This window comes from Pseudoxanthomonas winnipegensis, assembly GCF_004283755.1.
GTDB classification, from domain to species: domain Bacteria; phylum Pseudomonadota; class Gammaproteobacteria; order Xanthomonadales; family Xanthomonadaceae; genus Pseudoxanthomonas_A; species Pseudoxanthomonas_A winnipegensis.
In genome coordinates, this window is record NZ_SHMH01000008.1 from 173503 (window position 1) to 186571 (window position 13069).

Below are 13069 nucleotides of genomic sequence, written 5' to 3' on the forward strand. Positions count from 1 at the left end.
TGCGGGGCTCGCCATGAGCGCGCTGCGCGAGGCGATGAGCCACGCCGTGCTCGGCTGGGTCAAGCCCGAGCTGGACCAGACCCTGCGCCTGGTGCGCGGTGAGATCGAGTCCTTCGCCGAGCATCCGGCCGATGTCTCGCGCATGCACCTGTGCGTGGGCTACCTGCACCAGGTGCAGGGCACCTTGCACATGGTCGAGCTGTACGCGCCGGCGATGGTGGCCGAGGAGCTGGAAAAGCTCGCCCAGGCCCTGCAGGACGGCCAGGTCGCCGATCCGGCCGAGGGCTGTGCCACGCTGATGCGCGGCACCGTGCTGCTGCCGGACTATCTGGAACGCCTGCAGAGCGGCCATCGCGACATCCCGATCGTGCTGCTGCCGCTGCTCAACGAGATCCGCGCCGCGCGCGGCGAGGCCGGCCTGAGCGAAAGCGTGCTGTTCGCCCCGGATCTGAGCCGCCCGCTGCCGCAGGACGTGCCGGCCACCGAGCCGCTGCCCTCCAGCACGCGCGAGGCCCGCTTCGCCCAGGCGGGCGATCATCTCGAACGCACCTTCGCCGGCTGGCCCGAGGACGGTACGCCGGCCGACGCCGGCGCCCTGGCGTCGGCCCTGATCCCGCTGCAGCGCCTGGCCGAGCACACCGCCGCCCGGCGCATGCTGTGGGTGGCCAGCAGTGTGGCCGAGGCGCTGCGCGATGGCGCGCTGACGCCCAGCCCGGCGCTGCACCAGGGCTTCGCCGCGGTGCTGCGCGCCGTGCGTCAGCTGCGCCAGGGGCTGGTCCCCGGCGCCACGCCCGGGCAGGAGCCCACCCGGCTGCTGCTCTACCAGGTGGCGCAGACCGATGCGCGGCATCCGGCACTGGAAGACCTGCGCCGCGCCTTCGACCTGTCCGCGGCCTCGCCCAGCCAGGCCGAGATCGACCACGCCCGCAGCAGCCTGAGCGGGCGCAACCGCGCGCTGCTGGACACCGTTGGCGGCGTGGTCAAGGAAGAGCTGATGCGCGTCAAGGACGCGCTGGATCTGCAGCTGCGCACCGGCGCGGAGATCGCGGGCCTGGCGCCGCAGGTGGCACAGCTGGGCAGCGTGGCCGACACGCTCGGCATGATGGGCCTGGGCCTGGCGCGCAACGTGGTGCTGCAGCAGCGCGATTCGCTGGCCGACCTGGTCGATGGCCGGCGCGCGCCCGACGAGAGCGCGCTGCTGGATATCGCCGGGGCGCTGCTCTACGTCGATGCCTCGCTGGACGACCAGGTCGCGCACCTGGGCGATGCCGGCGGCGCGCCGGACGCCCAGGCCGCCGAGTCGCGGCGCACGGTCGAGGCGCTGGCCGGCGAGGCGATGCGCAATTTCGCCGAGGCGCGGCAGCAGTTCGTGGCCTTCATCGAGACCGGCTGGGACCACGCGCAGCTGGAGGCGATGCCGCGCCTGCTGGGCGAGGTCGGCGGCGCGCTGCGCATGCTCGAGCTGGCCGAACCGGCCGACTATGTCGAAGGCGTGCGCCGCTACATCGGCACCGAGCTGATCGAGCGCCGGCGCGTGCCGGGCGGGGCGCAGCTGGACACGCTGGCCGACGCGATGGCCAGCCTGGAGTACTACCTGGAAGCGCTGCGCGAGCATCGCCCCAACCGCGAGGAAATCCTCGGCATCACCCGCTCTAGCCTGGAGACGCTGCGCTACTGGCCGCTGCCGGTGCCGCAAGTGCCGGAGGTGCGGCAGGCGGAAGCCGAAGGCGCGCACGATGCTGACGATTCGAGCGCGCAGGCGTCGGTCGGTCTGACGCCGGAGGCCGCCGACAGCGTGCCCGCCGGCGAGGCGCTGGAGATCGAACGTGCGCCGGCGCTGCCGGCGTTCGAGCCGCAGGCGAGCAGCGCCTCGGCGTTCGATCCGGTGGCCAGCGAATTCGACGGCCAGGACGATGCGCCGGCGCAGGCGATCCGCCTGGACCTGCACGATGCGCTCGAACACGCCGACGCTTTGCCGGCGTTCGAACCGACGGCCAGCGATGCCTCGGTGTTCGATCCGGTGGCCAGTGAACGCGACGAGGTGCCGTCGCCGGTCGGCGTGGCGGAGTTTGAGCTGCGCGATCAGGCGCCGGACGTGGACGTGCCGCCCCTGGCTGCGCCCGACGAAGACGTCGCGGCAGACACGGACGCGATGGCATTCGATCTCACCGCCGAGGCGCCCGTCAACGAGCAACCCACCGAGCGCTCGCCCGAACCCGAGCAAGCGCCGGAAGACGCACTGCGGCCCGATCCCACGCTGGAAGCGCTGCTGCCTTCGGTCGGCCAGCCGGCCTTCGCCTACGAGCCCGAGGCCGCCGCGCCCGCGCAGCCGCCGCCGACGACGACCGCCGCGCCCGAGGACGCCGCCTATCCGGTCTCCTCGCTCCCGCCGCAGGACCTGGCGCCTGCGACCGATGCGCCCGCGCTGGCCGCCGGCTTCGACGTGTCCGGCCACGATATCGACGACGAGATCCGCGATGTCTTCCTGGAGGAGTTCGACGAGGAGATCGGCAACCTGCGCCAGCTGCTGCCGCTGTGGCTGGCCAAGCCGGACGACCTGGAGCGTCTGCGTCCGATCCGGCGCGTGTTCCATACCCTCAAGGGCAGCGGCCGCCTGGTCGGCGCGCGCCTGCTCGGCGAGTTCTCCTGGAAGATCGAGAACATGCTCAATCGCGTGCTGGACGGTTCGCGTCCGCCCAGCGCGGCCGTGCAGACGCTGCTGCAGCAGGCCACCGACACGCTGCCCCAGCTCGATGCGGCCCTGCGCGGCCGCGCCGGCGTGCAGGCCGACCTGGCCGGGATCGAGGCGATCGCCGAGCGCCTGGCCAGCGGCGAAGAGGCGTGGTACGCCGCCGCCCCCGCCAGCGAAGTTCCCGCCGCCACCGCTGCGCAAGACGAGAGCGAAGTCGCAGCGCCCACGCCTTCAAGCGACGGCACGCCCGCCACCGTGGACAGCGTGCTGCGCGAGATCCTGGAAACCGAGGTCGCCAACCACCTGCAGGTGGTCGATGCCTGGCTGGCGCAGGCGCGCAACGCCCAGTCCGCCGCGGCGAGCGAGCCGCTGCTGCGCGCCTTCCACACGATCAACGGCGCCTTCGCGATGGCGGACGTGCCGGAGATCACCGAGGTCACCGGCCGCGCCGAGCAGTACGTCAAGCGGCTGCTGGCCAACCAGGTGCAGGCCGATCCGGCCGGCGTCGAAGGGCTGGCCTCGGCCGCCGCGGCCGTGCGCGCCACCATCGCCGCGCTGCAGGAGCCGCAGCCGCGCATCCCGCAGTTCCTGGTGCTGCGTGCGCTGCTGGAGGAGCGGCGCGACAGCCTGCCCGCGGCCCAGCGCCTGTTCACCGCCTCGGTAGACGATCAGGATCAAGCCACCTATCCAGGGCTGGCGCCCGTGGCGCCATTGAAGCCTGAGACGCCGGGCGATCTGGAACTCACCGGCGCGATGGACCTCTCGCGCTTCGTCGACGGACACGTGGAATTCGTGCCGACGCTGGACGCGTTCGAGCCGCCGGCGCCGCACGCCCCGCCGGTCGACGACGGCCAGGCGACCTGGTTCGACCTGCGCCTGGATTATCAGGCCGAGCGTCCCAACAGGGCGACGGCAGAGCCGCCGGTGCCGACGTTCGAGGCGCCGCTGCCGCCGGAACTGGCCGCTTTCGATACCGGCGCGCCGCAGCCGGAGGGCGCGGCCGATGACGTCTCGCTGGAGGCCCATGCCGAGCGCGACCCGCAGATCGATCCGGACCTGCTCGCCCTCGAGGACCTGCCCGACACCGCCGACGACGCCGATGTGCGCGCGCTGGACGACGAAGATGCGCTCAGCGAGGAGGAGCGGGCCGAGCTGGAGGCGCTGGCGCAGACACCGGCCGATGGCGATGTCGCCCTGACCGAGCCGGAAGCGGCGGCCGGGGCCATGGCCTGGTACGAACACGCGCAGGCCTTCGCGCCGCAGGCGCCAGCCGCGCCGGAGCCGAGCGAGCCGACGGTCGCCGAGGTGAGCGAGGTGGTGCAGGGCGGCCCGGTCGCGCTGGAAGCCGCCGCCGAGACCGCCGAAGACGCGCCGTTGCCCGAATCGGCGGACGCCACGTTCGCCGCCACGCCGACCGCGCCGACGCACATCGCCGACGCCCAGGACGACTACGCGCCCGAGGCGCTGTTCGCCGAAGACCAGGCCGAGGACATCGAGGCTCTGGATGGTGCGGCGGGCCATGGTCCGCCGCACGAGGAGGCGCATGCGGCCTCTTTGAGCGAGCCGGTGGCCAACGAAGCGAAGGATCAGACCGAGCACCTGCTGGATTTCAGCGTGCTCGACCGCGATCTGGTCGATATCTTCGTCGAGGAGGGCAACGACCTGCTCGACCACTCCGACGGCCTGCTGGCGCGCCTGCGCCAGGCGCCGGACGACCGCAGCCTGGTGATCGGGCTGCAGCGCGACCTGCACACCATCAAGGGCGGCGCGCGCATGGCCGGCATCGAGCCGATCGGCGACCTCGGCCATGCGATCGAGTCGCTGCTGGAGCAGGTCGCCGAACACCGCACCGACGTGGACCGCGGCGTGATCGGCCTGCTGGAGCGCGGCTTCGACGCCCTGCACGGCATGCTCGGACGCACGGCCGCCTACCGCGTCGTAGCCCCGCAGCCGGCGCTGGTGGCCGAGTTCGACGCGCGTGCGCGCGGCGAGGTGACCACGGACGAGGGTGCGGCCGCGCCGGCCGAATCGTCGGCGTTCGATGAGCTGCAGATCGAGGAAGTGTCCTTTGACGACGTGGCCCCGCCCGAGGCGGCCACGCCTGAGGCGACGTCGTTCGACCAGGCGCCGCCGTCGATCGAAGCGGCCCCGTCCGGCGCTGACGCCGATGCGGAAGCCCTGGACGAGCAGGAGCCGGGCGTCCAGGAACCCGCCGCCGACCAGCAAGCCGAGCCGTTCGCCTTCACCGTCTCGCCAGAGCGCGAGGATGCGCTGCCGGCCGAACCCGCCGACGCGCTGGACGCCGTCGACGAATCGATGCCGGACAGCCAGGATGCCGAGGCCTTCGGTTTCCTGCCGGAGGCCGATGCGAGCCAGGCGCCGCACGAGCCGGTATCAACGGAGGAGCATCGCGATGCCGCGTCGTCGGCCTGGGATCTGCAGGACGAAACGCAGTCGCCCTCGCAGCCAGGCTTTGCTGAGGAGCCTGCGAGCGTAGAACCCGAGCCGGCCACTGCCTCGTCGGCCGACTATCTGGACGCGGAGCTGCTGGCAGCGCTGGACGTGGCCCTGGGCACCTCCTACGCCAGCGCCATCCGCCAGGCCGAGGCCGAGCGTGCGGCGATGTCTTCGGACGAACCGGCCAGCGACGCGGCCTTCGTCGACGCCGAGCCGCGCACGCCGTGGGCCGTCGAGGCCGCCGCCGAGCCGACGCCGCCCGCCGCGGAGACGAGCGCCGAGTCGCTCGCGCCCGCGCCCGTGGCCATCGCGCCGCTGGTGCCGCAGCCGATCCCGGACCTGCCGCCGCTGTCGGCCCCGCTGGACCTGCATGGCCAGGGCGAGGACGAGCAGGCCTCGTCGGGCAGCGGCCAGGAGCAGGTGCGCGTGCGCGCCGATCTGCTCGACCAGCTGGTCAACCACGCCGGCGAGGTGGCGATCTATCGCGCCCGCCTCGAGCAGCAGATGGGTGCCTTCCGCGCGGCCATGGCCGAGCTGGACCGCACCAATACGCGTCTGCACGATCAGCTGCGCCGTCTGGACCTGGAGACCGAGGCGCAGATCGTCGCCCGCTATCAGCGCGAGCAGGACACGCGCGACACCGCCTTCGATCCGCTGGAGCTGGACCGCTTCTCCACGCTGCAGCAGCTGTCCCGCGCGTTGGCCGAATCGGCCGCCGACATCAGCGGCCTGCAGGGCGTGCTGGACGACCTGGCGCGGCAGAACGACAGCCTGCTCGGCCAGCAGTCGCGGGTGAGCTCGGAACTGCAGGACGGCCTGATGCGCGCACGCATGGTGCCCTTCGAAGGCAGCGTGCCGCGGCTGCGCCGGGTGCTGCGCCAGGCCGCAGCCGACACCGGCAAGCAGGCCCAGCTGCAGCTGGAAGGCGCCCACGGCGAACTGGACCGCAACGTCCTCGAGCGCATGACCGCGCCGCTGGAACACCTGCTGCGCAACGCCGTGGCCCATGGCCTGGAGTCGCCGCAGGCGCGCCGCGCGGCGGGCAAGCCGGAAGAGGGCACGGTGCGCGTGGTGCTGCGCCGCGAAGGTTCGGAAATGGTGCTGCAGGTGGCCGACGACGGCGCCGGCATCGACCATGCCGCGATCCGCCGCCGCGCCGAACAGCGCGGGATGCTGCAGCCCGGCGCGGAGATCGCCGACGTCGACCTGGAGCGGCTGATCCTGGAGCCGGGTTTCTCCACCGCCGAGGAAGTCAGCCAGCTGGCCGGACGCGGCGTGGGCATGGACGTGGTCCACAACGAGGTGCGCCAGCTCGGCGGCTCGCTGGAGATCGCCTCGACCCGGGGCCAGGGCACGCGCTTCACCCTGCGCCTGCCGCAGACCCTGGCGGTGACCCAGGCGGTGTTCGTGCAGATCGGCGAGACCCAGTTCGCCGTGCCGGTGGCGGCGGTGGGCGGCGTGGGCCGCATCAGCCGCGAGCGCTACGAGTCCGGCAGCGGCTCCTACGTCTATGGCGGCGAGGAATACGCCCTGCACGATCTGGGCACGCTGGTCGGCCAGGCCCCGGCCAAGGCCGAAGGCCAGCCGCAGGTGCCGCTGCTGCTGGTGCGCGCCGGCGAGCTGCGCGCCGCCGTGGCGGTGGACCAGGTGCTGGGCAACCGCGAGATCGTGGTCAAGCCGGTGGGCCCGCAGATCGGCTCGATCCCGGGCATCTACGGCGCCACCATCACCGGCGACGGCAGCGTGGTGGTGATCCTGGACGCCGCGCCGCTGGTGCGCCGCTATATCGCCCAGCCGGTCTCGGCCGTGCCGGCCTCGGCCCAGGTCGAGCAGCGCCACGTGCCGCTGGTGATGGTGGTCGACGATTCGCTGACCATGCGCAAGGTCACCGGACGCGTGCTGGAGCGGCACAACTTCGAGGTGGCCACCGCGCGCGACGGCGTCGAGGCGCTGGAGCGGCTGGAGGAGCGCGTGCCCGACCTGATGCTGCTGGACATCGAGATGCCGCGCATGGACGGCTACGAGCTGGCCACCGCCATGCGCGCCGATCCGCGCTTTGCCGGCGTGCCGATCGTGATGATCACCTCGCGCACCGGCGACAAGCACCGCCAGCGCGCGCTGGAGATCGGCGTGCAGCGCTACATGGGCAAGCCGTACCAGGAGCTGGATCTGATGCGCAACGTGTACGACCTGCTGGGGATCGCCCGTGTCCGCGACTGAGGCCGCCCTGTCCGCGCCGCGCGTGGTGCTGCTGGCGCGCCCGGGCGCGGCCCGCGAGCAGCTGCGCGGCGCGCTGCTCGGCGCCGGCGCGCGGATCGCGCTGGAAGACGACCCCAACAGCCTGGATGCCGACACGCTGGCCGCCAGCGGCCCACAGGTGGTGCTGGTGGCGCTGGAGCCGGCCATCGAGGACGCGCTGGCCCGGCTGGAGGCGGTCCTGGCCGACCCCGCCCTGACCGTGATCTACGACGAGGCCGCGCTGGCCAGCGCCCGCGAGGGCTGGGACGCGCAGCGCTGGGCGAGGCATCTGCGCGCCAAGCTGCATGGCCACGGCGACGTGCTGCCGCCGGGCGCGGAGATCGAACCGCCGCAGGCGCCCGAACCCGGCCGCCCGCCGGCGCCGGAACAGCTGCACGAAGGCGCGCGGCTGGAGCTGCATCTGGACGAAGCCGCCGGGCAGTCGGCCGCGCTGCCGGTCGATCCGGGCTTGAACGTGCCGACGGACGCGCTTGAGGCGTCGGTCGACCCAATCGAAGGCGTGGACACGCAGACTGCTTCGCCTTCGCCCGTGTCCTGGTCGTTGGCGGATGTCCCGGATCCGCAGCCCGGCGATCGCGACCCGGCCACGCTGCCGCCGCTGGAGCTCGAGGACGAGGCCGCCGGCGCACAGCCGGCCGATGCCTTCGTCATCGACCTGGACAACTGGACGCCGCCCGAGACGCCGACGCGCCAGGCCCTGGTCGACACGCCCGTGCTGGCGCCGCTCGAACCGGCCGAGCCGGCCGCGGAGGCGCCGCCGGTTGCGATCGAAGCGCCGCCGCCTCCGCCGCGGCCCTCGTTCGGCACGCTCTCGCTGGTCGAGGATTTCCAGGTCACGGTGCCGGAGAAGCGCGCGCCGGCCGAACCGCCGCCGCTGCCGCCGGGGTTCGGCGATCTGAACCTTGAGCTTGAGGCGCTGGACCCGGCGCATGGTGTGGCGGCCGATCCGCAGCCGAAGGGCGAGATCGTGCCCGGCGCGGTGCTGCTGTTCGCCGGCATCGGCGGGCCCGACGCGGTCCGTCGCGTACTGGCCGAGCTGCCCGACACGCTCGAGCAGCCCGTGCTGGTGCACCTGCGCCTGGATGGCGGTCGCTACGACAACCTGGTCCGGCAGATCGAGCGCGTCTCGCCACTGCCGGTGAGCATCCCGGTCGCGGGCATGGTCGCCCGTGCCGGCGTGGTCTACGTGGTGCCCGACGATCTGTCGGCGCGCGCCACCGCCGGCAAGGTCGAGTTCGTCGCCGAAGCCGTCGATGTCACCGCGCTGCTGGGCGGGCTGCCGCCGTACCGCACCGCCGTGCTGCTGCTCAGCGGCGCCGACCCGGCCCACGCCGAGCCCGCGCTGATGCTGGCCGCGCGCGGCGGCCTGATCGGCGGCCAGTCGCTGCAGGGCTGCTACGACTGGGCGGCCTCGCGCGCCCTGGAAGCCGGCGGCGGCGACATCGCCGCGCCGGAGGAACTCGCCCGCCGCGTCGCACAACACCTGGGAATCTGACGCCATGTCCCGAGCCAATGACGAAATCCGCGGCGTGCTGGTACAGACCGGCGACGAACGCGTGCTGCTGCCCAACGCGACCGTGGCCGAGGTCCTGGCCCGGGTGCCGGTCCAGCCGGTGGCCGAGGCGCCGCACTGGCTGCCTGGCACCATCGACTGGCACGGCTGGCAGGTGCCGCTGTTCTCCATGGTCGCGCTGGGCGGGCTGGGGCGCGAGAGCGTCAACGCCGCCAGCAAGTTCGTGGTGCTCAAGACGCTGACCGGGGGCGAGGGGATGCCGTACATCGGCCTGCTGACGCAGTCCTTCCCGCGCCTGATCTCGGTGCCGCGCGATGGCCTGTTGGCCGACGCCAGCGAGGAGGCGCTGCCGCACGGGGTGCACATGCGGGTGCTGCTGGGCGACGAGGCGGCGCTGCTGCCTGACCTGGAGGCGATCGAGGCGATGCTCGCCCAGGTGATCGCCGAGCCGGCCTGAAGTCCTGTGCCTGCGGATTCACGCCTCATGCGCGGAGGGCGATGGCACTGAAGGCCTGAAAAAGCGCGTCGTGTCAGTGTCGCGTGCAGGATGAACTGCGAGCCGTCAGCGAACGTCTTTTGAAGCGGTTGTCAGCTTAAAGCCGCTGAAACGTCTCTGCCGTCGTTCCCGCGAACGCGGGAACCCATGGACTTTCGCGCACAGCGCGAGAAACGCACCCTCCCGAAACAGCCACGCGATCGCGGCCTGTCTTACAGATCCCCCAGCCGTGCCTGCAGTGCGGCGATGGCGGCCAGGCCGGCGGTCTCGGTGCGCAGCACACGCGGGCCCAGGCGCAGGCCCTGGAAGCCGGCGGCCTCCAGCGCCTGGCGGTCGCGCGGCGACCAGCCGCCCTCGGGCCCGATGGCGATCACCACCCGCTGCGAGACCGGGGCCTGCAGCGTGCTCAGGGCGTGTGCGCCCTGCGGATCGAGCAGCAGGCGCAGGGCATCGTCGGGCAGGGCCGCGGCGGCGGCGATCAGGGCTTGCGGGGAGGCGACCTCCGGCACGCGAGCACGCCCGGACTGTTCGCAGGCGGCCACGACCACGCCCTGCCAGTGCGCCAGTCGCTTGTGCAGGCGCTCGCCGGACAGCTTGACCTCCGAGCGCTCGGAGTCGACCGGCAGGATCTGCGCCACGCCCAGTTCGGTGGCCTTCTGCAGGATCAGGTCCATCTTCTCGCCGCGGGCGACGCCCTGCAGCAGCACGATGCGCAGCGGCGATTCGTTCTGCAGCGGCTGCGCGGCCTCGATGCGGGCGCGCACCTGACGCTTGTCCAGCGACACCAGGCGCGCCGGGTAGTCGTGGCCATCGCCGTTGAACAGCACGCAGGCATCGCCTTCGCGCAGGCGCAGCACACGCGCCAGGTGCGCGGCGGCGTCCTCGGGCAGGGCGACCTCGTGCCCCGGTGCCAGCGCCGCCTCCACGTGCACGCGCGTCACGCGCATGGTTCGCGCCTGAAGGCGGGCGCAGTGCTGTTCTGCTCTGCTAGCATTCGCGGCTGATGATCGACTCGCATGCGCCCATGATATCGACCGCTGCCGCGCGCGGCAGCAGGCTGGGCGCGTGAGCCGCAGATTGCCGCTGATCCATGGCGTGACCGAGCACCAGGTCGGCCCGCTGCGCATGGAGAAGCTGGACCTTGAATTCTCCAACGGCGAGCGGCGCGTGTTCGACCGCCAGGTCAGCGGCGGCCATGGCGCGGTGGTGGTGGTGCCGTTGATCGACAAGGACACCGTGCTGCTGGTGCGCGAGTACGCCGCCGGCATGCACCGTTACGAGCTGGGCCTGGTCAAGGGCCGCATCGACGCGGGCGAGACGCCGCTGCAGGCCGCCGACCGCGAGCTCAAGGAAGAGGCCGGCTATGGCGCGCGCCAGTTGGACGTGCTGCGCGCCCTGACCCTGGCGCCGACCTACATGAGCCACCAGTCCTGGCTGGTGGTCGCGCGCGACCTGTATCCCGAGCGATTGCCGGGCGATGAACCCGAGGAACTTGAAGTGGTGCCGTGGAAGCTTGATGCATTGGACCAGTTGATGCTGCGCGAGGACTTTTCCGAAGGCCGATCACTGGCGGCGCTGTTCATCGCCCGCGAGTGGCTGGCGGCCCAGGCATGAGTCGCATCACCGCGGACCTGCACGAGGCGGTGCTGACCATCGCGCGCGACGCCTCCGACGCGATCATGCAGGTCTATGCCGAGGACTTCGAGGTCGAGCACAAGGCCGACAACAGCCCGCTCACGCGCGCCGACCTGGCCGCGCACCGGATCATCGCCGACGGGCTGGCGCGGCTGACGCCGGACCTGCCGCTGCTGAGCGAGGAGGGCGCCAAGACGCCGTGGGCCGCGCGCCAGGACTGGCACGCCTACTGGCTGGTCGATCCGCTCGACGGCACGCGCGAGTTCGTCAAGCGCAACGGCGAATTCACCGTCAACATCGCGTTGATCGAGGCGCACCAGCCGGTGTTCGGCGTGATCATGGCGCCGGTCACCGGCACGCTGTGGCACGCCCAGGCCGGGCAGGTGGCGCTGCGCCGCGACGGCCAGACCGACCGCGAACTGCGCACGCGCCAGCCGGCCCGCGCGCCGCTGCGGGTGGCCGCCAGCCGCTCGCACCGCGATCCGCGCACCCAGGCGGTGCTGGACCAGCTGCCCGGCGCCGAACCGGTGCCGCTGGGCTCGTCGCTGAAGTTCTGCCGCATCGCCGAGGGCACGCTGGACGTGTACCCGCGCTTCGGCCCGACCTGCGAATGGGATACCGCGGCCGGGCAATGCATCCTGGAGGCCGCCGGCGGCGCGCTGCTGGCGCCCGATGGCCGCGCCTTCCGCTACAACCGACGCGAGAGCCTGCTCAACGGCGACTTCATGGCGCTGGGCGACCCTGCGCTGCCGTGGCGCGACTGGCTCTGACGCGCCGCCGATCTTCCCCACATCGCAAGAGGTGACCCCATGGCCGAGCCGGGCACGCAGATCGCACGCCTGCTGTCGATCATGTCGCAGCTGCGCAATCCCGACGGCGGGTGCCCTTGGGATCTGGAGCAGGACTTCTCCACCATCGCGCCGTACACGATCGAGGAGGCCTACGAGGTCGCCGATGCGATCGACCGCGGCGATCTGGACGACCTGAAGGACGAGCTCGGCGACCTGCTGCTGCAGGTGGTGTTCCATGCGCAGATGGCGGCCGAGCAGGGCGTGTTCGCCTTCGAGGACGTGGCGCGCACGATCTCCGACAAGCTGGTGCGGCGCCACCCGCACGTATTCGCGCAGACCCAGGTGGACGGCAGCGCGGCGGTCAGCGCCAACTGGGAGGACATCAAGCGCCAGGAGCGCGCGGCCAAGGGGCAGACCGATCCCTCGGCGCTGGCCGGGATCGCGCGCGGTCTGCCCGAATGGCAGCGCGCGACCAAGCTGCAGTCGCGCGCGGCGCGGACCGGCTTCGACTGGCCGGGCCCGGCGCCGGTGCTGGACAAGCTGTACGAGGAGATCGACGAAGTGCGGGCCGAACTGGCGCGCGGCGAGGACGATCCGCAGCGCGCGGTGCGGCTGGAGGACGAGATCGGCGATGTGCTGTTCGTCTGCCTCACCCTGGCGCGCAAGGCCGGCGTGGACGCCGGCGGCGCGCTGCGCCATGCCAATGCCAAGTTCGAGCGCCGCTTCCGGGCGATGGAGGCCGAAGCCACGCGCGAGGGCCGGGTCTTCGCCGAGCTGGAGCTGGAGGCGCAGGAGGCGCTCTGGCAGCGGATCAAGCGACACGAGCGCGTTGGCGCATGACCACTGTCCTGCTGTTCTTCGCCACCGCGCTGGCCGAGATCCTCGGCTGCTATCTGCCATGGCGGTGGCTGCGCCGCGAGGGCAGCCCGTGGCTGCTGCTGCCGGCCGCGGCGAGCCTGGCGTTGTTCGCCTGGTTGCTGACCCTGCATCCCGCCGCTTCGGGGCGTGTGTACGCGGCTTACGGCGGGGTCTACATCGCCGTGGCGCTGGGCTGGCTGTGGGCCGTCGATGGCGTGCGCCCGACGCGCTGGGACGTGCTTGGCGCGGGCCTTTGCCTGTGCGGGATGGCCGTGATCATGTTCGGGCCGCGCCACGCCTGACGCCGCGTCGCAGCGTGACCTTCGGGGACACGGGCGCGACACTGCGCGCGTCTTTCGTCAGTGCCG

The 13069-nt window shown here is 72.5% G+C and carries 8 protein-coding genes and 2 pseudogenes; 9 read left to right on the forward strand and 1 reads right to left on the reverse strand.

The features are described 5' to 3' along the window. Window positions 1-13 precede the first annotated feature (13 nt). The 5 genes and pseudogenes from EAT51_RS20925 to EAT51_RS16135 form a co-directional block, all read left to right on the forward strand. Window positions 14-519 (forward strand): annotated as a pseudogene (locus tag EAT51_RS20925) (Hpt domain-containing protein); the annotation flags it as partial. After that, window positions 491-853: pseudogene (locus EAT51_RS20955) on the forward strand (FimL-related protein); the annotation flags it as partial. The pseudogenes EAT51_RS20925 and EAT51_RS20955, both read left to right, overlap by 29 nt. Then, entirely contained in the window at window positions 827-7369 is a 6543-nt protein-coding gene (locus EAT51_RS16125) for an Hpt domain-containing protein (RefSeq protein ID WP_486659960.1), read from the forward strand. The pseudogene EAT51_RS20955 and the gene EAT51_RS16125, both read left to right, overlap by 27 nt. After that, window positions 7356-8903 (forward strand): chemotaxis protein CheB, encoded by a 1548-nt coding sequence (locus EAT51_RS16130; protein ID WP_228257965.1) that lies wholly within the window; start codon window positions 7356-7358, stop codon window positions 8901-8903. The genes EAT51_RS16125 and EAT51_RS16130 overlap by 14 nt, the downstream gene beginning before the upstream one ends. 4 nt (window positions 8904-8907) lie before the next feature. Beyond that, the gene (locus EAT51_RS16135; RefSeq protein ID WP_130519269.1) at window positions 8908-9378 is read left to right on the forward strand and encodes a chemotaxis protein CheW; all 471 of its coding nucleotides are present in this window, start codon (window positions 8908-8910) and stop codon (window positions 9376-9378) included. A gap of 251 nt (window positions 9379-9629) precedes the next feature. On the opposite strand, the gene EAT51_RS16140 is transcribed toward EAT51_RS16135, so the two are convergent. Further along, a complete protein-coding gene (locus EAT51_RS16140; protein ID WP_130561832.1) occupies window positions 9630-10364 on the reverse strand; it encodes a 16S rRNA (uracil(1498)-N(3))-methyltransferase in 735 nt (244 codons plus the stop codon). Window positions 10365-10482: 118 nt separating this feature from the next. Between EAT51_RS16140 and nudE the strand changes: the two genes are divergently transcribed. Genes nudE through EAT51_RS16160 form a run of 4 tightly spaced genes read left to right on the forward strand, consistent with a single transcriptional unit; the run spans window position 10483 to window position 13003 of the window. Further along, window positions 10483-11031, forward strand: a complete 549-nt coding sequence (nudE, locus tag EAT51_RS16145; RefSeq protein ID WP_130519266.1) for an ADP compounds hydrolase NudE — start codon at window positions 10483-10485, stop codon at window positions 11029-11031. Beyond that, window positions 11028-11822 carry a 3'(2'),5'-bisphosphate nucleotidase CysQ gene (gene cysQ, locus EAT51_RS16150; RefSeq protein ID WP_130519264.1) on the forward strand — a complete coding sequence of 265 codons (795 nt, stop codon included), beginning with the start codon at window positions 11028-11030 and terminating at the stop codon, window positions 11820-11822. The genes nudE and cysQ overlap by 4 nt, the downstream gene beginning before the upstream one ends. Window positions 11823-11861: 39 nt before the next feature. After that, complete coding sequence (gene mazG, locus EAT51_RS16155) at window positions 11862-12683, forward strand: nucleoside triphosphate pyrophosphohydrolase (protein ID WP_130561833.1); 822 nt, start codon at window positions 11862-11864, stop codon at window positions 12681-12683. Then, the gene (locus EAT51_RS16160) at window positions 12680-13003 is read left to right on the forward strand and encodes a YnfA family protein (RefSeq protein WP_130561834.1); all 324 of its coding nucleotides are present in this window, start codon (window positions 12680-12682) and stop codon (window positions 13001-13003) included. Before mazG ends, EAT51_RS16160 begins: the two co-directional genes overlap by 4 nt. Window positions 13004-13069 lie beyond the last annotated feature (66 nt).

Bases quoted from the DNA above. Each gene is read 5' to 3' on its own strand.
- EAT51_RS16135 (WP_130519269.1), top strand. From the start codon at position 8,908: ATGTCCCGAGCCAATGACGAAATCCGCGGCGTGCTGGTACAGACCGGC.
- EAT51_RS16140 (WP_130561832.1), bottom strand. From the start codon at position 10,364: ATGCGCGTGACGCGCGTGCACGTGGAGGCGGCGCTGGCACCGGGGCAC.
- cysQ (WP_130519264.1), top strand. From the start codon at position 11,028: ATGAGTCGCATCACCGCGGACCTGCACGAGGCGGTGCTGACCATCGCG.
- mazG (WP_130561833.1), top strand. From the start codon at position 11,862: ATGGCCGAGCCGGGCACGCAGATCGCACGCCTGCTGTCGATCATGTCG.
- EAT51_RS16160 (WP_130561834.1), top strand. From the start codon at position 12,680: ATGACCACTGTCCTGCTGTTCTTCGCCACCGCGCTGGCCGAGATCCTC.